Annotated in this window: 17 protein-coding genes and 2 pseudogenes; 9 read left to right on the top strand and 10 right to left on the bottom strand. The window is 73.1% G+C overall.

The genetic code is table 11. From position 1 onward, the window contains the following. Nucleotides 1-58: 58 nt before the first annotated feature. The 5 genes and pseudogenes from ABZW30_RS17870 to ABZW30_RS17850 all read right to left on the bottom strand — a co-directional run bounded on the left by ABZW30_RS17870 (nucleotide 59) and on the right by ABZW30_RS17850 (nucleotide 5,744). A complete protein-coding gene (locus ABZW30_RS17870) occupies nucleotides 59-2,293 on the bottom strand; it encodes a DUF6571 family protein (protein WP_355672042.1) in 2,235 nt (744 codons plus the stop codon). A 10-nt stretch (nucleotides 2,294-2,303) separates the two neighbouring features. Further along, nucleotides 2,304-2,768, bottom strand: coding sequence for a hypothetical protein (locus ABZW30_RS17865; RefSeq protein WP_355672041.1), 465 nt, complete (start codon nucleotides 2,766-2,768; stop codon nucleotides 2,304-2,306). 301 nt (nucleotides 2,769-3,069) lie between these two features. Then, nucleotides 3,070-3,789, bottom strand: a pseudogene (locus ABZW30_RS17860) (putative Ig domain-containing protein); the annotation flags it as partial. Nucleotides 3,790-4,002: 213 nt separating this feature from the next. Next, nucleotides 4,003-4,440 (bottom strand): annotated as a pseudogene (locus tag ABZW30_RS17855) (trypsin-like peptidase domain-containing protein); the annotation flags it as partial. A 377-nt stretch (nucleotides 4,441-4,817) separates the two neighbouring features. Then, nucleotides 4,818-5,744: a hypothetical protein gene (locus ABZW30_RS17850; protein WP_355672040.1), complete on the bottom strand. Its 927-nt coding sequence runs from the start codon at nucleotides 5,742-5,744 to the stop codon at nucleotides 4,818-4,820. A gap of 149 nt (nucleotides 5,745-5,893) precedes the next feature. Between ABZW30_RS17850 and ABZW30_RS17845 the strand changes: the two genes are divergently transcribed. After that, nucleotides 5,894-7,015 carry an alpha/beta hydrolase-fold protein gene (locus ABZW30_RS17845; RefSeq protein ID WP_355672039.1) on the top strand — a complete coding sequence of 374 codons (1,122 nt, stop codon included), beginning with the start codon at nucleotides 5,894-5,896 and terminating at the stop codon, nucleotides 7,013-7,015. A gap of 152 nt (nucleotides 7,016-7,167) precedes the next feature. Next, a complete protein-coding gene (locus ABZW30_RS17840) occupies nucleotides 7,168-9,636 on the top strand; it encodes a glycosyltransferase family 39 protein (RefSeq protein WP_355672038.1) in 2,469 nt (822 codons plus the stop codon). A gap of 58 nt (nucleotides 9,637-9,694) precedes the next feature. Here the strand turns inward: ABZW30_RS17840 and ABZW30_RS17835 are convergent, their stop codons facing one another. Further along, nucleotides 9,695-11,260 carry an alpha/beta hydrolase gene (locus ABZW30_RS17835; protein WP_355672037.1) on the bottom strand — a complete coding sequence of 522 codons (1,566 nt, stop codon included), beginning with the start codon at nucleotides 11,258-11,260 and terminating at the stop codon, nucleotides 9,695-9,697. A 199-nt stretch (nucleotides 11,261-11,459) separates the two neighbouring features. Further along, a complete protein-coding gene (gene moaA, locus ABZW30_RS17830) occupies nucleotides 11,460-12,470 on the bottom strand; it encodes a GTP 3',8-cyclase MoaA (RefSeq protein ID WP_355672036.1) in 1,011 nt (336 codons plus the stop codon). A 141-nt stretch (nucleotides 12,471-12,611) separates the two neighbouring features. Here moaA and ABZW30_RS17825 point away from each other — a divergent pair, with 141 nt between their 5' ends. From ABZW30_RS17825 to ABZW30_RS17805, 5 genes are all read left to right on the top strand, one after another. Continuing rightward, nucleotides 12,612-13,214 (top strand): nucleotidyltransferase family protein, encoded by a 603-nt coding sequence (locus tag ABZW30_RS17825; RefSeq protein ID WP_355672035.1) that lies wholly within the window; start codon nucleotides 12,612-12,614, stop codon nucleotides 13,212-13,214. Between the two features lie 175 nt (nucleotides 13,215-13,389). After that, on the top strand, nucleotides 13,390-14,250 hold the full coding sequence (locus ABZW30_RS17820; protein ID WP_355672034.1) for a hypothetical protein: 861 nt from the start codon (nucleotides 13,390-13,392) through the stop codon (nucleotides 14,248-14,250). Between the two features lie 281 nt (nucleotides 14,251-14,531). Then, entirely contained in the window at nucleotides 14,532-15,314 is a 783-nt protein-coding gene (locus tag ABZW30_RS17815) for a hypothetical protein (RefSeq protein WP_355672088.1), read from the top strand. Between the two features lie 160 nt (nucleotides 15,315-15,474). Then, nucleotides 15,475-16,446, top strand: a complete 972-nt coding sequence (locus ABZW30_RS17810; RefSeq protein WP_355672033.1) for a (2Fe-2S)-binding protein — start codon at nucleotides 15,475-15,477, stop codon at nucleotides 16,444-16,446. A 245-nt stretch (nucleotides 16,447-16,691) separates the two neighbouring features. After that, entirely contained in the window at nucleotides 16,692-17,756 is a 1,065-nt protein-coding gene (locus tag ABZW30_RS17805) for a DUF2637 domain-containing protein (protein WP_355672032.1), read from the top strand. A 28-nt stretch (nucleotides 17,757-17,784) separates the two neighbouring features. Here the strand turns inward: ABZW30_RS17805 and ABZW30_RS17800 are convergent, their stop codons facing one another. The 3 genes from ABZW30_RS17800 to ABZW30_RS17790 form a co-directional block, all read right to left on the bottom strand. Further along, nucleotides 17,785-19,425, bottom strand: a complete 1,641-nt coding sequence (locus tag ABZW30_RS17800) for an alpha/beta hydrolase (RefSeq protein WP_355672031.1) — start codon at nucleotides 19,423-19,425, stop codon at nucleotides 17,785-17,787. 255 nt (nucleotides 19,426-19,680) lie between these two features. Then, on the bottom strand, nucleotides 19,681-21,933 hold the full coding sequence (locus ABZW30_RS17795) for a SpoIIE family protein phosphatase (protein WP_355672030.1): 2,253 nt from the start codon (nucleotides 21,931-21,933) through the stop codon (nucleotides 19,681-19,683). Nucleotides 21,934-22,260: 327 nt separating this feature from the next. Then, nucleotides 22,261-22,647, bottom strand: coding sequence for an ATP-binding protein (locus ABZW30_RS17790; RefSeq protein WP_355672029.1), 387 nt, complete (start codon nucleotides 22,645-22,647; stop codon nucleotides 22,261-22,263). A 668-nt stretch (nucleotides 22,648-23,315) separates the two neighbouring features. Between ABZW30_RS17790 and ureA the strand changes: the two genes are divergently transcribed. Continuing rightward, on the top strand, nucleotides 23,316-24,026 hold the full coding sequence (gene ureA, locus ABZW30_RS17785; RefSeq protein WP_355672028.1) for an urease subunit gamma: 711 nt from the start codon (nucleotides 23,316-23,318) through the stop codon (nucleotides 24,024-24,026). Between the two features lie 144 nt (nucleotides 24,027-24,170). Further along, nucleotides 24,171-25,892, top strand: a complete 1,722-nt coding sequence (locus tag ABZW30_RS17780; RefSeq protein WP_355672027.1) for an urease subunit alpha — start codon at nucleotides 24,171-24,173, stop codon at nucleotides 25,890-25,892. Nucleotides 25,893-25,909 lie beyond the last annotated feature (17 nt).

Below are 25,909 nucleotides of genomic sequence, written 5' to 3'. Positions count from 1 at the left end.
GGTGAGGACCACCGCCGCGACCCCGGCGGCGAGCCACCGCCGCGGGCGCCGCCTGTCCTCAGCCACTGACGGCCCGACCGAAGCGGTCCGCGGCGTAGGTACCGCCGTTCAGCACGCCCTTCGCGGCCCCCGAGGCCAGCGCCCGGATCCGGTCCGGATTCAGCCCGGTTCCCTGCGCGGCCTGTTCCACCGTCTTCTTGGCGGACGCGGCAGCCGCATTGAAGCCCTCGTCATCCGCACGCGTGGCCGGGTCAGCGATGTTCGGGTCGATGTAGTAGCTCGACGCCATCTGGTCGATGAAGTAGTTCACCGGCAGCGACAGGCCCTTGCCGACAACAGGTAGATCCCCCGCCACCCTGCCGCCGGTCGCGGCCCAGATCGCCTTCCCCCACATGGCGTTCTGGCTGATGGAGTCGTTATACGCCTTCGCCTGGCCCTTCATCTCGTCCGCCAACCCGGCGGTCCGGCCCGCGGTGAGATACCCGGCCACCTCGCCGCCGGAGTGCGCCGCGTTGGTCACGGCCAGGTCGAACTCAGGACCGTAGGTGTCCCGGCGCAGCATCACGTCCTGGATGCGCGCCGTCGTATAGGCCTGCTGGGCCTGGGCGATGGCGCCGAAGGCGTCCGGGTTGCGCCCCAGGGCCCCCAACAGCTTCTCGGTGTTCCCCTGGTTGAGCTTCGCCGGCGCGCCGTAGGTCGTCAGCTCGTCGTCCTCCGGATTCAGCGCCACATGCACATCACCCATGTACGCGGCCGCCATGTGGCCGAGGCTGGGCGCGATGCCCGCGAACTCACCGCCGGGGCGGAGCGACTTGGGGCCCTCCTTGCTGCCGAAGACGTCGACCACCGTCTGCATCATCTCCGCCTGCTCCCCGGTGTGCGGTGCCAGCTGGTCCTGCGAACCGAACGGGCGGCCGGTGACACCCGCCTCCAGGGCGTGGCCGAAGGACAGCGTGGTGGACTGCCCCGCGTGGTCGTGCATCACGTCGTGCCCCGGCCAGATGTCCCGGAGCGGCGAGTCCTCGCCCGGCCTGGCCAGGTCCTTGATGTAGTGGTTGTCCGAGCTGTAGCCCTTGACCGTGCCGTCGAGGTTGTAGAGGGTGGTCGCGCCGTTGAAGAACTTCACCGACGCCTCAGGGTTGTGCGCGAGCGCGTCCATCACCCCGCCCAGCGGGTTGAAGCCGCCCTCCCCCGCACCCGGCGGGAGACCGAGGAACTTCAGGTACTGGAACTCGTCGATGCTCCAGCGGTCCGAGGTCCACTGCCCCGACCCCAGACTGAGCTGGGTGACGTGCTCGGCGATCGGGTTGAGGAAGTGCGGGTCGTACGTCCCGTTGCGCAGGATGTTCGACAGGATCTGGTAGCCGAACGGGTTGAGGTTGTGCGGCGATGTGTTCGGCGGCCAGATGTCCTGCCGGGCGTAGCCGGCCTTGCGCAGCCCCGCCTCCCAATCGTCGGACAGGTGGGGAAAGTTGTGGGTGTCGGTGGCGGTGGCCAGGGCCAGGCCGAGGTTCTTCTGCAGGTCCGCGATGGCCTGCGGCCTGCGGCCGTCCTTGTCGGACGAGACCGTGGCCATCAGCCCGTAGTACTTCAGGAAGCCATCCGGTCCCAGCCGGTTGTAGAAGGCGGTGGTGAACTGCGGGTCGTTGGCGTGGTCCTTCAGGGCCTTGTTGAGCTGGTCCAGTTGGGCGTCGCTGATGTTCCCGGCGAGCTTCAACAGGTCGGCCGCCTGCTTGCCCTGCTCCTCCGGGCCCGTCGACGGCTGGAACGCGGTCTTGCTCTTCCCGGTGGCGCCGCCGAGCGCCGCGGCGGCCGCGGTGTCGGCCGCCTTCGCGCGGGCCACGGCCTTCGCGATGTCGTCGGCCACCGACTGCGCCAGAGCCTTGTAGGTGGTGGCGTAGGTCGGGTCGTGCTTGTCGGCCTCGCTCGTCGGCGCGGGCCAGCTGACGTTGACGCCGTCCCCGTCCACCGTCAGGGAGTGGTCGACGGCCCTCTTCAACGCCGCGTCCAGATCCGCCCGGGCGGCGGCGAGTTCGGTGTGTGCGTCCCGCAGAGCCTTGCCGATCGCGCTGGCCTCCTCGAAGGCCGCATCCAGCTCGTTGCGGGTCTTGGTGATGGTGGCGGCAGCCCGCTCGGCCGCGTCGCCCCGCCAGTTCGATCCCTGGAGCGGCGTGAGGATGTCACCGGTGAACTCGGAGGAGAGATTCCAGTTGCTCGTCAACGACTCGAACGCCGAGGCCAGGGTCTCGATGCCCTTGAACGTCTCCTGGCGCAGGTCGGAGTAAGTACTCATGTCGGCGGCCTCAGTTCGTCCTCAAGTTCTGGGCGTTCACCTGGTCGGCACGCGCGTACTGGTCGGCATTGCTGGTCAGACCGGTGGAGATGTCCGCGATCGCCTGGCTGGTCGTCTGTGCCTGCGCCTCCCACATCTCGTGCGCGGCCTGGACCGCCCCCACGATCGCCCAGTCCTTGGACATGCCCTGGAGGCTGCCCTGGAGGTCCTTCCACACGTCCTTGGTGGCCTTGTCGAAGTCAGTGTGCAGGGTGCCCGCGTTGGTCCCCGCCTTGCGCAGCGCCTCCGGGCTCACCTTCACCGTCGGCCCGCCCGGGCCCGCCGTGGCCACCGGCGGCGGCGTCCACCCCGGGGCCGCAGCACCCGAGGCGGCAGCGGCGAGGTCCGGGAACTGCTTCTTCGCCGCCTCCGTCAGGTTCCCCGACTTGTCGAAGAGCCACGGATTCACCCGCCGCTCGAAATCCAGGTCAGTCACTTGTCCCCGCCCCCAAACCGTATGGCTCCATGTGGCCGTGGACCGGCGCAAGCGGCGCAAGCGCACGACAGGTCATCACGCCGACGAATCGCCCGCCCGTTCGATGTCAGTCGGCAGCCTAACCATCGGCCGTTGTTGCGTACAAAACATGTAAAGAGATTGAGCGAAACCTGAGCAAATCAGGCCCCCGGGGGCTGTCCGGCGCGGGCTTTCCACCACGGCGCAGGCATCAGACGCAAAGCCGGCAGGGCCCGACGGTCGAAACCGCCGGGCCCTGCGGGTGCCGCGCCGCCGTACGGCGTCAGCTGGTCTGGATCGAGGTGTCGTCGATCACGAAGCTCGTCTGCAGCGAGGCGTCCTCGGTGCCGGTGAACTTCAGGGTGACGCTCTGGCCCGCGTAGGACGAGAGGTCGAAGGTGCGCTGCTGGTAGCCGGCCGCGGCATCCACGTTGGAGTAGGTCTTCAGCGTGGTGCCGTTCACCGACACGGTCAGCTTGTCGTACGCCGTGGTGCCAGTCTCAGCGGTGTCGATGTGCAGCCAGAAGCTCAGCATCGCCTTGCAGCCCGCCGGGATGGTCACCGTCTGGGACAGCGTGTCGGTGTGGGTGGTGCCGTAGCCGTCCAGCCACGCCTTCCAGCTACCGCTGTGCGCCGCCTGCGAGGAGCTGTTGTCGATCACGCCGCTCGAAGCGGTCCACGGCGCCGCCGAGCCCGTCTCGAAGCCCGGATTGCCCAGCAGCTGCGCCGGGGTGCAGGTCCCGCCGCCACCACCGGTGACCGCCCAGCCGAAGCTGGTGGTGGCCGACTTGCCGGCCGCGTCGGTGACCGTGACGGTGACGCTGGAGGAGCCGGCGGTGGTCGCGGTGCCGGAGATCAGGCCGGTCGAGGAGTTGATCGACAGCCCGGCGGGCAGGCCGGTCGCGCTGTACGACAGCGGGGCGGTGCCGCCGGAAGCGTTGATCTGCAGGTTGACCGAGCCGCCCACCGCGGTGGACTGGTCACCGGGGCTGCTGACCGAGACGGCGCCGGTGCCGGCCGGCTTGGTGAGCAGGCAGCCGGGCACGGTGAGGTCGATGGCCCGGCTGGAGTTCAGGCAGGTGGTGAACCAGTAGGTCTCCTGGCCGTAGCTCTGGCCCTTGGTGGCCGTGGTGGTGCCGTCGGCGGCGACCTCGCACGGGTTGTCCAGGGTGCACATCTCACCGTTGTCGTTGCCGGTGTTGTTGATGCCGATGATGCGCCCGCTCGCGGAGTCGATGATCGGCGAGCCGGAGGTGCCGTGGGTGGTGTTGCAGGCGAGGTTGTAGCGCAGCGAGTCGTGGGAGGTCCACTGGTCCTCGCGCAGGGTCGGCACGAACCCGTTGACGGAGCAGTTCCAGACCTGCTTCCAGTACGAGGACGGGATGTACATCGAGGCGCCGTCGGTCGGGTGCGCGTCGTTGATGGTGAGTGCGGTGGCGCCGTACTTGGAGCTGATCGACCCGTAGGTGTCGGTGAGGCGGTAGAGGGCGACGTCGGTACCGGTCATCGTCGCGTAGATCACCTGGTCGGCCTGGACGGTACCGAGGCTGTTGCCCGCGCCGTCCAGCAGGGTGCCGCTGCGGCTGGCGCTCTGGTTCTGGATGACCACGCCGGCCGAGGGCATGCTGGGCAGGCAGTGGCCGTTGGTGAGCATCATCGCCCGGTCGCCGGCCACGGAGCTGGGGAACCGGACCAGCGAGGCGGAGCAGTCGTCCAGGGCGATGGTGGACGTCAGGTCGGCCGCCTGGACGGCGTGCGCGGGGGCGGCGGCTAAGGCCAGCCCGCTCGCGACGACGGCACTCGTACCGGCCACCGCGACAAGTCTCTTGAACATGGCTCTCCTTGTGGGGGATGGCGGGGTCCCCGACTGGTCGCCGAGGCCCACGCCCGCACGAAAGTGCCATGATCACCTCAAGTGGTCAACCGTTCCGGCACAACTCGCCACTGTCCGGGGCCTGTTGTGCCACCATTCCACAACCACCCGTCCCGGTATGCCCGTTACGGGCGGGATGGGTGCGGGCCCGGTGAACGCTACGGCTGCGGGAAGGAGTTCGGATCCACGTCGCTGGTCTTGGCGTTGCCGTCGGCCACCGGCTGCAGGGTGATCTCCCAGGAGGTCGAGGTGCGGCCTGTCTCGTACGGGAAGTTGTCCTCGAACTTGGTGAACCCGCAGTTCTGCGTGAAGGCCTTGGCCTCGGAATCCCAGTCCACACCCTCGGAAACGTAGACGTCGTACGTCCCGTCCTCCACGCCCTTGAGGTCGGCCTTCTGCCCCTTGCCGACGAACATCGAGTGCACCGTCCTGCCGTTCAGCACGAGCGAGACGACGGCGTCCTTCTTGGTGCCGTTGTCGACCTTGAAGACGCCCTCGCCGCGCAGCTTGCCCTTGCTGACCATCGCGCCGTTGTCAAGCGAGCGGGACTGCTGCTTGGGCAGCTGCGGGACGGTGAAGGTGGTCGAGTAGCCGGCCGCCGTCAGTTTGGTGAGGGCCGCCGACACCTCCGCCAACCCCTGTGAGGCACCCAAGTTGGCCTCGGCCGAGCTCAGGGAGCAGACGTCCCTGGCCTTGATGTCGCCACGGGCGTTCGCGGCGTCGCCCTGGAGCACGCTCAGCGCGTTCGCCAGGTCATGCCCGTCCTCCGCGACCGCGGCCGGGGCGTCCGCCAGGTTCAGAGCTTTGGAAGCCTCGTGCGCGCTGGTGTTAAGGGTGCTGAGCGCGGCGTCGAAGTCGCTCAGGTTCTTGACCCCGGAGATCTGGGCGAGCGCGCTGTTGACCGGATCGATGTTCTTGGTGAGCACCGGACCGAACGGCACCGCGCTCGGCGCGGCCTTCGCCGCGGGCCGGCCCGCCGCCGTACCGCCGGACGAGGTGCCGGCCGAACCGCCCCCGCCACCCGAGCAGCCCGCGAGCAGCAGCGCCGTACCGACGGCCAGACCGGCCTTGCCGATGCACCTCATGACCCCACCCCGGTAACACCCGGCGCACACAGTGTGCGCACACCCCGCGTCATGGTGCCGACTACGAACGACCCGGGTCAACCGGAATCAAAGGATCACCCGAAGGGGCCGTCCCGGCTCGCCCATCAGGGTCAACTACGATCGGGCTCGTGCTCAGTCTCACCGGCCTCCCCCTCCAGATCATCACCTCGATCATCGCGATCGTCGTCTTCGCCGCCACCATGTGGCTCTGGCCGCGGTTCGGCGGCAAGGGCTGGAAGGCCTGGCTGGGCCGGATCGGCGCCTTCATGGCGACCCAGGTCGCGGTGCTGGCCGCGATGGGGCTGATCGCCAACAGCTACTTCGGCTTCTACAGCTCCTGGACCGACCTGCTCGGCACCAGCGGCAAGCTCGGCACCGTGGTCGACCACTCGCCGAACGCCTCCGGCGTCGCCGTCACCGGCCAGCAGAGCTTCTACTCGACCCAGGGCTCGGAGCCCGAGCGCTCCGGGCTGATCCAGAAGGTCGACGTCAAAGGAGCCGGCAGCGGCCTGACCACCGAGGCGTACGTCTACCTGCCGCCGCAGTACTTCCAGCCGGGCTTCGCCAAGCAGCGCTTCCCGATGGCCCTGGTGCTCACCGGCTACCCGGGCACCCCGGAGAAGCTGATCTCGCTGATGCAGTACCCGGCGTCCACCCTCGACGCGATCGAGCAGAAGAAGCTGCCGCCCACCATCCTGGTGATGACCCGCCCCACCCTGGTCGGCGACCGGGACACCGAGTGCGTCGACGTGCCGAACGGCCCCCAGGTGGAGACCTTCTTCACCAGCGACCTGCCCAAGGCCCTCGCCACCACCTACCGGATCGGCACCGACCCGGCGAACCGGGCCGTGATCGGCAACTCCACCGGCGGCTACTGCGCGCTCAAGTTCGCGCTGCGCAAGCCCGACAGCTACCCCGCCGCGGTCGCGCTCTCCGGCTACTACAGCGCGGCCCACGACCCGACCACCGGCGACCTGTTCGGCGGCAACGACAAGCTGAAGCAGGAGAACGACCTGCTGTGGCGGCTGAAGAACCAGCCCGCCGCCCCGGTCTCGCTGCTGCTGACCACCGCGAACGACGAGAACAACTACGGCGAGACCCAGGCCATGGTCGGCGCCTTCAAGGCCCCGACCAAGATGTCCACCATCACCCTGGACACCGCCGGCCACAACTTCCACACCTGGACACGGGAGATCCCCCCGGCCCTGGAGTGGCTGGGCAAGCACATCACCATGCCGCCGGCGGCGTGAGGACCGGGAAGGACGGGTCGTGAAGCCCCGGCGTGAAGACCGGGTGAAACCCGCCTGAAACCCGGGCCCGCCCGGGTGAAACGGGACAGATCACACCCGTCTCACAGCCCCGTCTCACGGTTCTCTCAGGCTCGCCACGCACGGTATGGCGCATGACCACGAGCAGCTACTCCCCTCCGGCCGGCGACCCGTGGCCCGAGGCCGCGAACTACCCGCCGCCGGAGGTGCCGCAGCCGGGCGCCGACCGGCCCGACCCGGCACCGCTCTTCCCCGAGCAGCCCCTGCCGCCCACCGGCGCCAAGGGCCCCGCCTCCTGGTCCGGACGGCTGCGCACCCTCCCGGCCCGCGCCTGGCGCGGCCGCGCGGACGACCCGCGCTGGGTGCGCCCGACCCTGCTGGCGCTGCTGGCCGCGACCGCCGTCCTCTACCTGTGGGGCCTGAGCGCCTCCGGGTGGGCCAACGCCTTCTACTCGGCCGCCGTCCAGGCCGGCAGCCAGAGCTGGAAGGCCTTCTTCTTCGGCTCCTCCGACGCCGCCAACTTCATCACCGTCGACAAGCCTCCGGCGTCGCTGTGGCCGATGGCGCTGTCGGCCCGGATCTTCGGCCTCTCCTCCTGGTCGATCCTCGCCCCGCAGGCGCTGATGGGCGCCGCCACCGTCGGCGTGCTGTACGCGACGGTGCGCCGCCGCTTCTCCCCGCTCGGCGGTCTGCTGGCCGGCGCGGCGCTGGCGCTGACCCCGGTGGCGGCGCTGATGTTCCGCTTCAACAACCCGGACGCGCTGCTGGTGCTGCTGCTCACCCTGTCCGCGTACGGGCTGGTGCGGGCGATCGAGGCCGCAGGCACCCGGTGGCTGGTCTTCACCGGGGTGATGTTCGGGCTCGCCTTCCTCACCAAGACCCTGGCGGCCTTCCTGATCCTGCCCGCCTTCGCGGTGATCTACCTGGTCGTGGCGCCCACCGGCTTCTGGCGGCGGGTGCGGCAGACCCTGCTCGCGGGCGCGGCCGTCGTCGTCTCCGGCGGCTGGTGGGTGGCGATCGTCGAGCTGCTGCCCGCCTCGGCCCGCCCGTACGTCGGCGGCTCGCAGGACAACAGCTTCCTGTCGCTCACCTTCGGCTACAACGGCCTCGGCCGGGTCGACGGCAACGAGCGCGGCAGTGTGGGCGGCGGCGGACGCCCCCTCAGCGGAAACAACCTGCCGGCCGGGCTCGACCTGCCGGGCGGCGCGATGCGGGGCGGCAAGGGCTGGGGCCAGACCGGCATCACCCGACTGTTCGGCAGCGACATCGGCGGGCAGATCGCCTGGCTGCTGCCGGCCGCGCTGATCCTGCTGGTGGTCGGCCTCTGGGCGACCCGCCGCTACGCCCGGCCCGACACCGCCCGCGCGGCCTTCCTGGTCTGGGGCGGCTGGCTGATCTCCACCGCGCTGATCTTCAGCTTCATGTCCGGGATCTTCCACCAGTACTACACGGTGGCGCTGGCCCCGGCCGTCGCGGCGCTGTTCGGCATGGGCGTGGACGGACTGTGGCGGGCGCGGCACCGGCTGCCGTACGCGCTGCTGCTGGCGGGCGTGCTCGCGGTGACGGCGGTGTGGGCCTTCGTCCTGCTCGGGCGCAGCTCCGACTTCCTGCCCTGGCTGCGCTGGGCGGTGCTGGTCGGCGGACTGGTCGCGGCGGCCGCGCTGATGGCCGGGCAGTTCGCCGGGAAGGTGTCCGGACGGACGGGCGCGCGGATCGCCTCGGTGGCCGGCCTGCTGGGCCTGGCGGCGGCGCTCGGCGGTCCGGCGGCGTACGCGGTGGACACCGTGGACACCGCCCACAACGGCTCGATCATCACCGCCGGGCCCTCCGTGAAGGGCGCGTTCGGGCCGGGCGGCGCGGGGCGCAAGGGCGCCAAGGGCTTCCCGGGCAACGGCCGGATGTTCGGCCAGGGCGGTCAGGGCTTCGGTGGTCAGGGCGGCCAGGGCTTCGGCGGCCAGGGTGGCCGGGGCGGCTTCCCGGGCGGGGCCGGCGGCCAGGGCTCGCACGGGCAGAACGGCTTCCCCGGCGGCTTCCCGGGCGGCAACGGCGGTAACGGCTCCGGCGGTAACGGCTCCGGCGGCCGCCACGAGCGCGGCGGCGCGGGCGGCTTCCCCGGTGCCAACGGCTTCCCCGGCGGCAACGGCTTCCCCGGTGCCCAGGACCCCGAGGGCATGGGCGGCGGCATGGGCGGCGGCATGGGCGGCCTGCTGGGCGGCACCAAGGTCAGCGACGAGGCCGCGGCCCTGGTCTCGCAGGACGCCGACCACTACACCTGGGCGGCCGCCACCAGCGGCTCGCAGAACGCCGCGAGCTACCAACTCGCCACCGGCAAGCCGGTGATGGCGCTCGGCGGCTTCAACGGGACCGACCCCTCGCTCAGCCTGGCCGACTTCCAGAAGTACGTCCAGGACGGCAAGGTGCACTGGTTCATCGGCGGCGGCTCCCGCCGCGGCTTCGGCGGCGCGGGCGGCGAAGGCGGCCAGGGCGACGAGGGCGGCCAGCAGACCGAGTCCGCCCAGATCGAGGCCTGGGTGACCAGCCACTTCACCACCAAGACGGTCGGCGGCGCCACCTTCTACGACCTGACGGCCCCGAAGTCCTGACCCCGACTCCCCAGGGGGCGTACCGCGTTCGCGCGGTGCGCCCCCTTCGCGTGCACCGTCAGTCGGACGAGCAGCGCGCCCCGGCCGCCGGCATCCGGCCGTCCACCAGGAACGCGGTGACGGCGTCGCGCACGCACCCGCTCTTGTCGTACGCGATGTGCCCGTCGCCGTCGCGGGTGAGCAGCACGGCGTGCGGCAGTCCGGCTGCCATCCGCTGCGCCCACGGGTAGGGGGTGACCGGGTCGCCGGTGGAGCCGACCACCAGGATCGGGGCGCTGCCGGGCGCGGTCACGGTGTGCGGCCGCTCCGGCGAACGGTAGGGCCAGGGGCGGCAGTCCGGGGCGAACAGGGTGGCGCCGGGGTCGTGCCGGGTGGTCAGCGGGGCCTCGGCGGCGAGGTCGGCGAGGGCCCCGGCCACCTCCTGCCCGGTGGGCGCCATCGGGGCGTCCGCGCAGTGGATGGCCGCGAAGGCGTCCGCGGCGGTCTCGTAACGGCCGTCCTCCTCACGGCCGTTGGCGCCGTCGGCGAGCTTGAGCAGTTCGTCGACGTCACCGTGGGCGAGGGCCGGTTCGAGGGCGCCGCGCAGCCGCTGGAAGGAGCGGGCGCCGTCGTTGAGCGCGTCGATGACGCCGGCCCAGCCGAGCGCGGCGGTGACGATACGGCCGTCGGAGGCGCGCAGCGGGTGGTCCTTGAGGCCGTCGAGGAAGTCCGCGAGCCGGTTCGGGGCGGTGGCCGGGTCACTGCCGAGCGGGCAGGAGCCGCCGTCGGCGGCGCAGTCGGCGGCGAAGGCACGGAACTCGGCCTCCATGGCGACGGCCTGTTCGCCGTTGAGGTGCACCAGGTCGGTGCTGCGCTCGACGGCGCCGTCGAGGACGAGCCGGCCGGTGCGGTCGGGGAACTCCTCGGCGTAGAGGACGCCGAGGTAGGTGCCGTAGGAGAGGCCGAGGAAGTCGAGCTTGCGCTCGCCGAGGGCGCCGCGCAGCACGTCCATGTCCCGGGCGCTGTCGCGGGTGCCGAGGTGCGGCAACAGGTCGGCGTGCCGGGCCTGGCAGGCGTCGGCGAGGATCCGGCCGTGGTCGTAGGTCGGGTCGTCGGTGCTGGTCCACTCCTCGCGGGTGCGGTCGTCCAGGCAGTGCACCGGGGTGGTGTCGCCGGCGCCGCGCGGGTCGAAGCCGACCAGGTCGTAGTGGTCGTGCAGCGGGCCGTAGCCCTTCCAGCGCCAGCGGGCCATGCCGACTCCGGAGCCGCCGGGCCCGCCGGGGTTGAGCAGCAGGGAGCCGAGCCGCGTGTCGGGGTCGGCGGCGGGCACCCGGGCGACGGCGACCCCGATGGTGCGACCGCCGGGGTCGGCGTAGTCCAGCGGGACCTTGAGGGTGGCGCACTGCACGACCGGCTCGTCCTGGTCGCCGTCGCCCTGGTCGGGGCAGGGCGTCCAGTCGATCCGCTGGTCGTAGAACCCCTTCAGGGCCGGGGAGGCGCCGACGGCGGCCCGCTCGGCGAGCGGCGGGCGGGTGGTCGGGGCGCCCGAGGCGTGCCGACCGCCCGGGCCGGTGCAGCCGGCCGGCAGGGCGAGCAGGAGGACGGCGAGGGCGGGCAGGGCGCGCCGCGGGAGGCGGGGGATCATCGGGGCCACCGCCCACGAATACCACCCGCCCCCGGCCCGGGGCACACCGCACCCGCCTCATACCCACCCGGGGGATCGCCCGGGGACGCCCGGAAGGTCTCGCGGGAGTCGCGCAGGAGTCGCTCGGGAGGTCGCTTGAGGAATCGGCCGACGCCGCGAGGACCCCAAGAGCACGTCGAAGCCCACGCTCCGCCTGCTGTCAGCCGCCGATGGCGGACATCGGGCGGTCGGGGCGGACGAACCCGGCGCTGTCGATGGCGTGTCCGGGACCCTTGCCCGCCACCGAGGTCCGCCAGGTCGCCTCGATGCGGTCGTCGTCCGCGCCGCCGCGCAGCAGGGCGCGCAGATCGGACTCCTCGGTGGCGAACAGGCAGTTGCGCAGCTGCCCGTCGGCGGTCAGCCGCACCCGGTCGCAGCCGCCGCAGAACGGGCGGGTCACCGAGGCGATCACGCCGACCGCCGCCTGCGTCCCGGCGATCCGCCACTCCTCCGCGGGGGCGTTGCCGTGCCGCCCGACCGGCACCAGGTCGAAGCGCTCGCCGAGCCGCGCCAGGATCTCGTCCGCCGTCACCATCGCGTCGCGCTCCCAAGCGCCCTGCGCGTCCAGGGGCATGGACTCGATGAAGCGCATCCGGTAGCCGCGCTCGACGGCGAACTCGACCAGCGGGACGATCTCGTCCTCGTTCACCCCGCGCACCGGCACCGCGTTGATCTTCACCGGGGCCAGCCCGGCGGCCTTCGCCGCCGCCAGCCCGGCGAACACATCGCCGATCCGGTCCCGCCGGGTGAGCGCCGCGAAGCGCTCCGGCCGCAGGGTGTCCAGGCTGACGTTCACCCGCCCCAGTCCCGCCTCCCGCAGCCCGACAGCCGTACGGGCCAGGCCGATCCCGTTGGTCGTCAGCGACAGCTCCACCCCCAGCGCCGCCAGCCGCCCGACCAGCCCCACCACCCCCCGCCGCAGCAACGGCTCCCCGCCCGTCAGCCGCACCGAGCGGATCCCGAGCCGCTCCACGGCGATCCGCACCAGCCGCACCAGCTCGTCGTCGTCGAGCACCGCGGCCCGGGCGAGCCAGTCCAGCCCCTGTGCCGGCATGCAGTACGTGCAGCGCAGATTGCAGCGGTCGGTCAGCGAGACCCGCAGGTCGGTGTGGACCCGGCCGAAGCGGTCCACCAGCGGGTGCCGCGGCTCGGTGTTCGGTGCGGTGTTCATCGAGCCAGTACAGAGGGCGGGCGCCCGCGAGGCCAGCGGCCGAACAGCCGGGGACCGCCCGCGACCTGCGCCTTCGCCTTGTGGATTCGTACAACCGCGAGGGTGCTGCGCGAGCCCGGCCCCACCGGGCAGGCTGGGCCCATGCAGAACGCAGCAGCCGCCGTCCCGGCCCTCGTCCTCGCCGCCGGGGGCGGGCGCCGTCTCGGCGGGCGGCCCAAGGCGCTGGTCCGGTACGCGGGCCGGCCGCTGGTGGAGCACGCGGTGGCCACCGTACGGGCCGGCGGCTGCCCGGACGTGACGGTGGTGCTCGGGGCGGAGGGCGAGCGGGTACGGGCCACCGCGCACCTGCCGGGCTGCCGGCTGGTGGCCAACCCGGACTGGGCGGACGGCATGGGCTCCTCGCTGCGGGCCGGGCTGGCCGCCCTGCCGCCCGGGGCCCCGGCGGTGCTGGTGATGCTGGTGGACACCCCGGGCGTCACCCCGGCCGCGGTGGCCCGGCTGCTGGCCGCGCACCGGGCGGGCGCCGAGCTGGCCGCGGCGGCGTACGACGGGCGGCGCGGGCACCCGGTGCTGATCGGCGCCCGGCACTTCGCGGAGGCGGCCGCCGGGGCCGCCGGCGACGCCGGGGCCCGCGCCCTGCTGGCGGCGCGCGCCGGGGAACTGGTCCTGGTCGAGTGCGCGGACGTGGCCGTCCCGGACGACCTGGACACCCCCGCCGACCTGGCACGCTGGTCCGCGCACTGAGCATCCTCCGTACGCCGACCGCGCATCCTCCCCGCGATGGGTGTCGGCATCGCCCCTCCCGGACGGCGTTCCCTGATCCGACCCTGAGGATTGCCCCATTCCGCGCCCAAAACCGGGCGTTTCGGGGAGCATGGGAATCGTCCCACCCACCCGACACCGACGGACGGAGCCCGCGATGGCAGGACTGCCCGACGACTTCACCGGACACGACCCCGCGCGGCCAGGGCCCGGGGCGGGCGGTGGCGCCCGGGCGATCCGCTGCCCCGCCTGCCGCCGCGAGCACCTGTACGAACCGCCGTCGCTGCCGTGTCCGTGCGGCGCCTCGCTGAAGGTGCCGCTGCTGCGCGGCGGGGTGCCGGTGCAGGTGCGGTTCCGGTCCTGGGAGGACTCCTGGCTGAGCATGCGCTGCCCGCACTGCGGGCGCTCCGACCAGTGGCCGCAGCCCGAGTTCACCTGCAACTGCGGGGCCACCGTCCGACTGCCGGTGGACCGCGCCACCCGGCTGGGCAGTGGTACGGCCGGCCCGCTCGCCGCCCCCGGCCCGCAGGCCTCCCGCCCGCACCCGGCCCACCCGATGGGCGCCCCGGTGCCGGCCCCGCCCGCGCCGCCCGGGGGCTCGGCCGGGCGCTCCCGCCCGTTCCGCCACCGCTCACCGTTCCGCCCGCACCCGGTGCGCACCTCGCAGGACGCGGTGTTCACCGCCGCCCGCTACCTGGAGTGGCTGGGCTTCGACGACCTGGAGCTGACCGAGGCTCAGGAGCGCGACGGGGTGACCCTGTTGGGCAGCCGGATGGTCGCCCAGGTGGACACCTGGACCGAGCCGGCCGACGTGAAGTCGGTCGAGTGCCTGTGGTTGCAGACCCTGCACGCCGAGGAGATGGCCGCCGCCATGTTCACCCTGGCCGGGTACTCGCACCAGGCCACCGTGCGCGGCGAACAGCTGCTGGTCGCCCTGTTCAGCCTGGACCTGGCCGGCGTTCCGCAGCCCGCCAACGGCGCCGCCGAGGCCCTGATGGAGACCGGCTGGACCTCCTGACCGCCGCCTGGCCGCCCCACTAGATCATTTCCCCACCAAAAGCAACAACCTCCGCTCGTGATCTGGTGCACAAGCTCACCCCCGTGTTGAATTGCCGCCACAGCGTGGGCCTTTCGCCCTGCCGTCACCATGCGAACGGACCGTGACGGCCGGGCCTCAGGGGCAGGTCCGCGCCCTTGCCGGATGGCGCACACAAGGAGGTGGCGTTGTCGGAGCACGGATGGGGCCCGAGCGATCCGGACGGGCGGGGGCGGGCGGCAGCGGAGGAACCGGGCGACACCGTGTGGCGGCTGCGATCCCGGGGGTGCTGGCAGGAGGCCGCCGAACTGCTGCGCCCGGCCGCCGAACACGACCCGACGGCCGCCCTCGCGCGGGCCGAACTCCTCATCGAGCAGTGCCTGTTCACCGCCGCGCACTGGGCCCAGGCGGAACAGGCGCTGCGACTGGCCGAGGCTCTGGCGGAGGGCACCGAGCAGCGCGCGGCCGCCGCCTGCGCCCGCGGCTTCCTGGCGTACCTGGCGAGCGTGCTCGGCCCCCGCGACCGACTGGACGAGGCCCAGGCCGCGCTCGGCCGCACCTCGGCCCTGCTGCCGCCGGACGCGCCGGGCCGCCCGCTGCTGGACTTCCGGCGCGGGCTGGTCGCCGAGAACCTGCTGCGCGACCGCAGCGCCGCCTGGATCGCCTACCGGAGGGCACACGAGGGCGCGGGCGAGCGGGGGGACGAACTGCTGCGCTCGTACACCTGGCGGCACCTGGCCGCGCTGGCGCTCTCGCGCGGGGACCGCGTGAACGCCCGGGAGGGGTTCGACGCCTCGCTGCGGCTGCGCGAGCAACTCGGCTTCACCGTGGGGGTGGCGCCGGCGCTCGCGGCGCTCGCCGAGGTGTCCGAGCCGGCCGAGGCGACGCGGCTGCGCGCCGAGGCCGCCCGACTGGTGCACGCCCTGGGCGGGGTGCCGGTCTGGCTCGCACGCCAGCTGTCCGCCACGCCCCCGGGCACCGCCCGCGCGCCGGGGCCTCGCCCGGGCGGACGCATCACCAGCGAGACCCGGGGAATAATCAGCTAAGGTGAGCCTAACCTGTCCGGGGCGAGCAGCGCCCCGGACGGGTCGCCTTGCCGTTCCCCGGGCACCGCCGTGCCCCGGTCCGGCCGGGCCCGGTCGCCGTGGCGTCCGGGCCCGCCGGGCGGTCCAGCGGCGGCCCCGGTCGACCCGATGGGGCCCGCCCATGACCGCGAGCAGCACCCGGCCCGGCCCCGCGCCGTGCGCCCCCCGCACCACCGCGGCGCACACCCACGGCCCCGCGCCGGACTCCCCCGCCCCCTGCGCGCCGTCGTACCACCGACTTGCCGTGCTCACCCCGGTGGTGAGCGTGCGCTGCGCCCCGCCCCGGCGGGGCGAGGGCCAGCTGACCGCCGCCGCCCTGGTCGCGGACCCCGGGGCGGTGCGCGAGCTGGTCGCCCACGACGCCCGGCAGGGCCTCGCCCGCTACGGGCGGCCGCTGCGCCCGGACGTGGCGGCGGGCTTCGGGCTGCACCGCTTCGTCTGGCCGGTCTCGCTGCTGTTCACCGTGCCGTGGTTCCTGGAGCGGCGCGTCCCGCTGCTCGGCCTGGACGACGTCGCGGTCCACCGCGGCCCGAACTCGGTCGAGCTGACGGTCCGTCCGGAGGCCTTCGTCTGCCTGCCGGACGACCCGGCGGCCGGCTCCTCGCAGGCCCGTACGGCGGCGGACGAGCACGCGCTGGCCGCCGAACTCCGTCGCGCGCTGGCCGAGTTCCTCGGGCCGGTGCTGACCGCCTTCGGGCCGGAGGTGCGACGCGGGCCGCGGGTGCTGTGGGCGATGGCCACCGACGCGGTGGTGGAGGGACTCGGGTACGCGGGCGGGCTGCTCGGGGAGCGGGAGCGGGCGCGCGCCGAGCTGACCGCGCTGCTGGCGCCCGGGGAGCCGACCGGGCCGACGGAATCCACCGCACCCGCCGAGCCCGCGCACGCGCCCGGCGCGGGCCGGTATCCCACTCCCGCCCCGGCCCCCTTCACCCCGGGCGCCGGTTTCGCGGACCCGGCGCCCGATCGCGCCGGTGCTTCGCGTGGTGCACCGGGTGCTTCGGACACCGACCGGGCCCGGGCCAGCTGCTGCCTCGTGTACACCGTGGAGCCCAAGGACATGTGCGGCGGCTGCCCCCGGATCCGGCGGCGCTGAGCCGCACCACCCCGGCGTCACACGGGGTTGACGGAAATCCGTCCGATTCCGGGACCGAAAAGCCCGCGATTTCGGGAACAATCCGCTTCACATTCATACGACAATGCGATTGCCGCCGGATCAGAAATCCCTCTCCTCAGCGCATTGGCAGCGAATCAGCCGTTCCCCCGCCGAGCATCCGTCATGATGGTCCCCGCCATCACGACGCAGGAAAGCGACGCAGGAAAGCGAGGCTGGTTCCGGCGATGAAATTGTCCGACATACCGCTCGGCTGGGCCGTCACCGGGGTTGCTGGGCTGCTGGTCAGCGCACTCCTGGTGGCCCTGGCCCGGGGCCGGGGATCCGCGACCGCCGGCGGCGCGGATTCCTGGGAGCGTTCCGAGGAACGGCGCCGCCACAAGGAGTCCCTGTACGGCGCCGCCTCGTACACGCTGCTGTTCTGCTGTGCCGGCGTCGCCGCCGCGCTCTCCTTCCACGGGCTGGTCGGCTTCGGCGTGCAGAACCTCGGCCTCTCCGGCGGCTGGGAGTACCTCGTCCCGTTCGGGCTCGACGGCGCCGCGATGTTCTGCTCGGTGCTCGCCGTGCGCGAGGCCAGCCACGGCGACGCCGCGCTCGGCTCCCGGCTGCTGGTCTGGCTGTTCGCCGGCGCCTCGGCCTGGTTCAACTGGGTGCACGCCCCGCGCGGCTTCGGCCACGCCGGCGCCCCCCAGTTCTTCTCCGGCATGTCGCTGTCCGCTGCGGTCCTGTTCGACCGCGCGCTCAAGCAGACCCGCCGGGCCGCGCTGCGCGAACAGGGCCTGGTGCCCCGCCCGCTGCCGCAGATCCGCATAGTCCGCTGGCTGCGCGCCCCGCGCGAGACCTACGCGGCCTGGTCGCTGATGCTGCTGGAGGGCGTGCGCAGCCTGGACGAGGCGGTCGACGAGGTCCGCGAGGACAAGCGGGAACGCGTGCTGGAGAAGGAGCGACGCAAGCTGGCGGGCCGCCGCGAGCGGGCCGAGATCCGGGCGATCAACCGGAGCAGCGGCCACTGGCGCGGACGCGGCGGCGCCGCACGGCAGTTGGAGTCCGGCCCGGAGCCCTCCATAGCCGGCGGGCCCGGGCCGGAGCGGCCCGGGGTCGGTGCCACCGGATCCCGTGAGGGCGGGCCGCCCGAGGTCGGCGCGGCCGAGGGCGCCGTCGTCCAGCCGGGCCTGCCGGCCCGTCCGGAGCGGCGCACCATCGACCTCACCGTGGACGAGGAAACCGTCACGCTGCCCCGGCTGGACTCACTGGAGCGCAAACTCAAGGACCTGGAGCAGCAGTTCGGCTGACGGGCTACGGGGGATCACGTCGACGGCATCACTCCCAGACCGAGGGCTTGAGGACGAGCGCCGTGTCGGTTCCGAGGAGCCGACCCGCGCTCGGCGGGAGGGGCACGGACACCGCGTCCCGCTCCACGTCGAGCGGGCTGTCGCCGACCGGATTCCGGTCGGCGATCGCGACCGGCAGCTGGGAGTTCCAGGCGGCCCAGAGACGCAGCTCGCCCTTGGGGTCGTCGGCCTCGTGACCGACGTCGACGATCAGCGTGTCGTCCCAGTCCGCCGTCTGGGCGAGGTGGTCGCGCCAGAACAGCAGTCCGTGCTCCTCGGTCAGCCGGGAGACCCGCAGGTGCAGCGCGTAGCGCGACGGTGGCGACACGGGCGTGTTCGTGCCGTCGGCGGGCATGGTCAGCGGGTCCAACAGGAAGACCGTGGTGAGCGGGACGGGGGCGCCGTCGGGGTCGGGCTCCAGCGTGACGGGGCAGTAGTGCGCCGCCAGCTGCTGGTGCAGCACGACGGGCAGTCCGCGGACCGACAACTGGAGTTCGCCCTGCCAGAACGACCGGCGGCCGGCGGCGTCGGGCGGGCAGGGCTCCAGGCCGGCGAGTTCGATCGCGACCCGCTTGCGGCCGAACAGGAAGCGGCGCAGGTTCTGGTACCCCTCCTCCGAGTTGACCAGACCGTAGCGGCCCGAATGCGAGCGGTGAACGTATGCGCGGTGGGCGCCTTCCACGGAGGCGTTCCGGATCGCGACCAGGCCGTCACTCTGCGGGCCCACCACCTTCTGCGCCATGCCGTAGTCGCCGGGGTCCGTGCCGATCAGGCAGAAGATCCGGTCGGGATCGAAGGCCTCGGCCGGGATCCGGTTCGCCTGCCAGCCTTCCGGGGCCTCGGTGCGGTACTCGACGCCCGGCACCAGGTAGCCGTACATCGTCTCGGGCGAGAAGATGTCGGAGCCGACCGGGCCGAGGTCCTCCATGAACTCGTCGAGCAGACCGCCGCCGACCGCGAAGGTGATCCCGCCGTGCGGTGTGCCGTAGGTGAACAGCCGATCGACCAGGTCCTTGCCGGGAACGGTGGGCCGGAAGTCGCCGAGGCCCTCGTACGACCACTTCTGGAGCATGCTGCGGCAGATCAGGCCACCCATCGAGTGGGCGATCAGATCGACCTTGTCCGCACCGGTCTTCTCGCGGACCAGTTGGACGAGTTCGTACAGGTCGCGGGCCGCCGCTTCGATGTCGAAGTCGGTGGCCTGCTTGCTGAAGGTGTCGGCGGAGGCGTCGTAGAAGCGGTGGATCCAGATGGTCGCCCGGTCCACCGTCCCGGCCCCGCAGGATTCCAGGTAGGCCTTCGGGTCACCGGCCATCAGCGGGTGGTAGCCGTCCTCGGCGTAGAGCCGCAGCAGCGGGCTCTCGAACTGGTAGTACTGGGCGTTGCCGTCGCCGCCGACCCGGATGTGGGTCGAGCCGTCGTTGAATCCGTAGAAGGGGTCGTCGACCTGCTTGTCGATGCCGCTGGTGCCACCGGCGAAGCCGCGCACGTAGATCAGCGGGAGGCGGGTGACGCCCTCGATGGGGTAGCGCGGCGGGACGGGCTGCCGTTGCGGGGGCGGCAGCGGGAGGGTGGGGGACTCGGCGGCTTCGCCGTCCGTGTCCGCGTAGTGATGGAAGATCGACACCATGGCGTGATCCTCGGGTTCCGCAGAGTGGTCATGGCTGCCCGCCTTCGAGTGGCGAGCCCGAGCCACACACCCTCGTCGGCTGCCGGGACGCGCCGGGGCGCGTGACCTGTCTTCAGGTTACGCTCCTTCGGGCCACGCCCGTCCCAGTCGGTGTCAGACGGTCGTAAGGGTGTGTCCGACGATTCGCGCCGGGCGCGCGACGCCGGGGCACGCACCTCGCCGCGCGCTGATCCACCGCGAATCGTCGGACACGCCCTATGCGGCGCTCGCCCCGCTGAGTTCGAACCACATCCGCTTGCCGGAGCCGCGCGGCTCCACGCCCCAGGCGTCCGCCAGTGCCTCGACCAGCATCAGGCCGCGGCCGGAGGAGGCCTGCTCCCCCGGCGTGCGTCGGGTGGGCCACAGATCGGACTCGTCCTCCACCTCGACCCGCAGCCGGGCCCGGCCGCCGTCCGAGGCCGACTCGCGGTAGAGCCGGGCGGTGAACATGGCGTCCCGGTCGGTGTGCCGGATGGCGTTGGTGACCAGCTCGGAGGAGAGCAGCTCGGCGGTGTCGATGAACTCGGCGACGCCCCAGCGGCGCAGCGCGTCGCGCAGTTCGGCGCGGACCTCGGCGATCCGCGCCAGGTCGGCCTGGCCGATCCGGCGGCGCAGCTGCTGGGTGGTGAGCCCGTCCGCGGGACCGTCCCAGCGCAGGAGCAGCAGCGCTATGTCGTCCTCGCGCTCGCTGGAGTCGGCGGCCTGGGAGGCGATCCGGTCGGCCAGGTCCTCCAGCGGGTCGCGGGCCGCCTCCTCGACGGCCGGCAGCGGACGGGCGAGTGCGCGGGTGAGCCGGCCGATGCCCTCGTCCAGGTCCGTGCCGCGCGCCTCGACCAGGCCGTCGGTGCACAGCAGCACGGTCTCGCCCGGGTCCAGGCTGAACCGGGTGACCCGGTACTCCTGGTCCGGGTCGATGCCCAGCGGCAGCCCGCCGGCCACCGGCAGCACCGCGGCGGTGCCGTCGGCGCGGCGCACCACCGGGTCGAGGTGGCCGGCTCGCACCGCGTAGACCACGCCGTAGTCCACGTTGACCTCGGCGTAGGTGCAGGTGGCGAAGTGGTCGGTGTCCAGGTCGGCGAGGAAGCGGGAGGCGCGGGCCATCACCGCGGCGGGCGGGTGGCCCTCGGCGGCGTAGGCGCGCAGCGCGATCCGCAGCTGGCCCATGATGCCGGCGGCGTGCACGTCGTGGCCCTGGACGTCGCCGATCACCAGGCCGACGTGCCCGCCGGGCAGCGGCACCACGTCGTACCAGTCGCCGCCGATCTGCAGGCCGGAGCCGGCCGCGAGGTAGCGCACGGCGGTGGTCACCCCGGGGATGGAGGGGACGGTGCGCGGCAGCATCACCCGCTGCAGGCCGGCCGCCAGCTCGTGCTCGGCGTCGTGCAGCCGGGCCCGGGCCAGCGACTGGGCGACCAGTCCGCCCAGGGTAGTGAGCAGGGTGCGCTCGTCCGCGTCCAGTTCGCGCTCGTCGTCGAAGCTGACCACGCAGACGCCGATCGCCCGGCCGCTGGCCACCAGCGGCAGGTAGGCCCAGGAACCGCGGCCGGTACGGCTGGTCCGCTCCCAGACGTCGCCGTAGCGCTCGCGGAACTCCTCGCGGTTGGAGACGAAGACCGGGGCGCGGTACCGGAGCGCCTCGGCGGCGGGGTGGCCGGGCGGCAGCACGGCGCGGTCCCAGACCGCGAGCGACTCGGAGCGGTAGCCGGAGGCGCCGAGGATCTGCGCCCGGCCGGCCTCGAAGGAGGCGAGCACCAGGCCGTCCGGGGGCAGTCCGGGCAGCGGCAGCCCGGTGAAGACCCGGGCGACGTCCCGGACGGTGACCGCCTCGGAGAGGGCGCGGGCGGCCTCCTTGATGAACCGGGAGCGCTCCTCGCGCAGCAGGGCGAGCCGGTCGGCGCGGTCGCGCTTGTGCAGTTCGACGGTGGCGTCCCAGACGAAGCCCACCATCCGGGAGGCGCGGCCGAAGGCGTCGGCGAGCACCCGGCCGCGGAAGCGCACCGCGCGCATGGTGCCGTTCGGCCCGACGGTGCGGTAGTAGGCGCCGCACTGGCCCAGCTCGGTCACCGCGCGCTCGACCCGGCGGCGCACCACGGGCGCGTCCTCGGGGTGCAGCAGGGAGAGGAAGGAGGCGGCGGTGCGGTCGAAGCGGCCGCGCTCGACGTCGTCCAGGCCGATGATCGTGCAGGCGCGCTGGTCGCCCTCCAGGACGTCGCGGCGGATGTCCCAGTCGAAGGAGCCGATGCCGTTGGCGGCCATCGCGGGCTCCAGCCAGTCCGGCATGGTGTCGGCGGAGGAGGGCGGCAGTCCGCCGGACAGCACCGGGGCCAGCCGACCGGAGGCGAGCACGGGGGGCGTGCGCAGCGGGTTCCGACGCGTGGCCTGCGCGGGCGGGCGGGCGGCTGGCAGCGGCTCCACGGCGGACGCGCCGGGGGGAAGCGCCGGCCCCGGCGACTCGGGCTCAGTGGGCATGCTGCTCCTGCCGCTGCCATGGCGGACCGCGCCGACCGTCCGGACGGGCCGCGTGGCGATGTGATGGGTCGTGCTGGATCGGACGGTGCCGACGGACGGTGGTCAGTCGAGGTTCGGTCTCCCCGCTGCTTCCCGCACGTGGACACACATTCCCACCATCCTGGCCAATGTTCGGCCGAGCGGCAATGGCAACGGGCCGGAAATCTTGCGTTCCGCCTTCTGTTCAGGGCTTGCTTCGAGAACGGATCAATCGATGACGAACAATCGCGCGGGCGGTGTGCGCGAGTGACCCGGCGCCCGGTCCTGCGGCGGGACTCGCGACAGCGCCTACGGCAGGGCGAGCTCGAACCAGGTGACCTTGCCGTCGCCTCTCAGCTGCACCCCCCAGGAGTCCGCGAGCGCCTCCACCAGCGTCAGGCCGCGCCCCGAGGTCGCGTACTCGGCCTCCGGATCGCGGCGGCGCCCGGGCAGCCGGCTCGCGCCGTCCTGCACCTCGACCCGCAGCCGGCTGTCCGAGCCGAGCACCGCGTCGAAGACGGCGCCCTTGCCGGTGTGCAGCAGCGCGTTGGTGACCAGCTCGGAGGAGAGCAGCTCGGCGGTGTCGGACAGCTCCGGCACCCCCCAGCGGCTCAGCTCCGTGCGCAGCCGGTGCCGGACCGCGCCGACCGCGATCAGGTCGGCCGGGTCGAGCGTCAGATGCAGCCGGCGGTGCAAGGCGCACCCGGGCGCCGACGCGCCCGACACGGTCGTCCCGGTGCCGACCGCCGGGCCCTGGGCCGACCCGGACCGGTAGGCGTCGCCCGAACTCGTCCGCTGCCTCGGGAATCGCGACTGACCGTCCATCAACACATGCCCCCGCCCTCAAATCCGGGCCCCCGCCTCCGGATCCCCCGCCGGCCGGGTGGCCCCCTCGTTCTGACCACCATCCTCATGCCCAGTTGACGGCGTTTGCAACAGTGTGCGTCCGATCACGTGGGGTGAAAGGGGCACGGGGAGGTTCACGTGATCCAACTGCCCGCGCCGGACAGGTTTGCGAAGCGCAGAGGCGGTTTTCGAGTCCGCCCCCACCCGATCCCGCGCACACCCGGCGCCCGTACGGACCGTGCGCCGGACCGCGCGCCCCCGCCTCCGCCACCGCCGCGCGCCGGGCCCCGCGCCCCCGCCGAACGCCCTCCCCACCCCGTCGGGCGCCCGCCCTCACCCTCGCCGCCCGCCCGACAGGCCGGACCCGGCCGGAGCGGCAACGCTGGACAGGGCGGCCCGGTCCGGGTTCAATGTCCCGAGGTGTTTGAACGACGTTCTAAACGATGGTCCGAACATCACCCCGGAAGCCCCCCGGCCCCGAGCCGACCCCCTCCCCGGCGACGAGCGAGCGAGGAACCGTGCGACTGACCCCCACCGAGCGGGACCGGCTGCTGATCTTCACAGCAGCCGAACTGGCCCGCGCCCGCCGCGCCCGGGGCGTGCGCCTCAACATCCCCGAGGCGACCGCCCTGATCGCGGACACCGTCTGCGAGGCCGCCCGCGACGGCCTGCGCCTGGCCGCGGCCATCGAGGCCGGCCGCTCCGTGCTGACCGCCGACGACGTCCTGCCCGGTGTGCCGGACGTGGTCACCGTCGTCCAGGTCGAGGCCGTGTTCGAGGACGGCACCCGCCTCGCCGTCATCAACGACCCGTTCAAGGGCGCCGGCTCGCTCGGCGACCACGCCCCCGGTGGCGCGCTGATCGGCGACGGAGTCGGCTACGACCCGGTCGAGGAGACGCTGCTGCTCCCCGTCCACAACACCTCCGAGGTGCCGATCTCGGTCACCTCGCACTTCCACTTCTTCGAGGCCAACCCGCGTCTGGCCTTCGACCGCGCCGCCGCCTACGGCACCCACCTGGCCGTCCCGGCCGGCTCCTCGGTGCGCTTCGACCCGGGCGCCACCGTCGAGGTCGGCCTGGTGCCGATCGGCGGTGAGCGGGTCGCGATCGGCTTCGCGGGGCTCGTGGACGGGCCCCTGGACGCGCCCGGCGCGAAGGAGGCCGCCCTCGCGAAGGCCCGCGCGACCGGCTACCTGACCAGCTTCGACGACACGGAGGTGCCCTCATGAGCGAGCGGAGCGAGCAATCGAACAGAGCCGCCACGCGGGCGTGGCCCACCGAGCGCAGCGAGGTGGGGGCATGAGCGAGCGGAGCGAGCAATCGAACAGAGCCGCCACGCGGGCGTGGCCCACCGAGCGCAGCGAGGTGGGGGCATGACCGCCATTTCCCCCCACGACTACATCTCCGTGCACGGTCCGCGCGCCGGGGACCGGGTACGGCTCGGCGACAGCGGCCTGATCGTCCGCGTGGAGTCCGACTCCCAGGCGCCCGGCGACGAGTTCCTGGCCGGCTTCGGCAAGACCGCCCGCGACGGCCTGCACCTCAAGCCCGCCGCCGTCCGCGACACCTGCGACGTGGTGATCAGCAACGTGCTGGTGATCGACGCGGTCCAGGGCATCCGCAAGACGTCCATCGGTCTGATCGGCGGCCGGATCGCCTCGATCGGCCGGGCCGGCAACCCGGACACCCTGGACGGCGTGGACGTGGTGGTCGGCACCGGCACCACGATCGTCTCCGGCGAGGGCCTGATCGCCACCGCCGGCGCCATCGACACCCACGTCCACCTGCTCTCGCCGCGGATCATGGAGGCCTCGCTGGCCTCCGGTGTCACCACGATCATCGGCCAGGAGTTCGGCCCGGTCTGGGGCGTCGGCGTCAACTCACCCTGGGCGCTGCGCCACGCGTTCAACGCCTTCGACGCCTGGCCCGTCAACATCGGCTTCCTGGGCCGCGGTTCGTCCTCCGACGACGCCCCGCTGATCGAGGCGCTGGCCGAGGGCGGCGCCTCCGGCTTCAAGGTGCACGAGGACATGGGCGCCCACACCCGCGCCCTGGACACCGCACTGCGGGTCGCCGAGGAGTACGACGTCCAGGTCGCCCTGCACACGGACGGCCTGAACGAGTGCCTCTCCGTCGAGGACACCCTGAAGGTGCTGGAGGGCCGGACCATCCACGCCTTCCACATCGAGGGCTGCGGCGGCGGGCACGTCCCCAACGTGCTGAAGATGGCGGGCGTGCCGAACGTCATCGGCTCCTCCACCAACCCCACCCTGCCGTTCGGCCGGGACGCGCTGGGCGAGCACTTCGACATGATCGTCTCCGCGCACGACCTCAAGGTCGACCTGCCCGGCGACGCCGCGATGGCCCGCGACCGCATCCGGGCCGGCACCATGGGCGCCGAGGACGTGCTGCACGACCTCGGGGTCATCGGCATCACCTCCTCCGACGCCCAGGGCATGGGCCGGGCCGGCGAGACGGTGCGCCGCACCTTCGCCATGGCCGGCAAGATGAAGACCGAGCTCGGCCCACTGGACGGCACCGGTTCGTACGGGACGGCCGAGAGCGGCGACGACAACGAGCGCGTGCTGCGCTACATCGCCAAGCTGACGATCAACCCGGCCATCGCGCACGGCCTTTCCCACGAGGTCGGCTCGATCGAGGTCGGCAAGCTCGCCGACATCGTGCTGTGGCGCCCGGACCACTTCGGCGCCAAGCCGCAGCTCGTCCTCAAGGCCGGCTTCCCCGCCTACGGCGTGGTCGGCGACCCCAACGCCTCCACCGACCGCTGCGAACCGCTCGTCCTGGGGCCGCAGTTCGGCGCCCACGGCGCGACCGCCGCCGACATCTCGGTGGCCTTCGTCGCCCAGGCCGCCGCCGACGGCGCCTACCTCGACCGCCCCGCCGACGGACTGCCCACCCGCCGCCGGCGCGTCGGCGTCCGGGGCACCCGCGGCATCGGGCCGCGCGACATGGTGCGCAACGCCCGGATCGGCCAGGTCGAGGTCACCGAGACCGGGCTGGTCTCGCTGGACGGCTCGCCGCTGCGCTCCGAACCCGCGGACAGCGTCTCGCTCAGCCGCCTCTACTTCCTCTGATCCTCCCTCAAGGACCT

It is taken from the genome of Kitasatospora sp. NPDC004669 (assembly GCF_040609455.1).
In the GTDB taxonomy this organism is placed as follows: Bacteria; Actinomycetota; Actinomycetes; order Streptomycetales; family Streptomycetaceae; genus Kitasatospora.
This window is presented reverse-complemented; position numbering and strand designations above follow the sequence as displayed.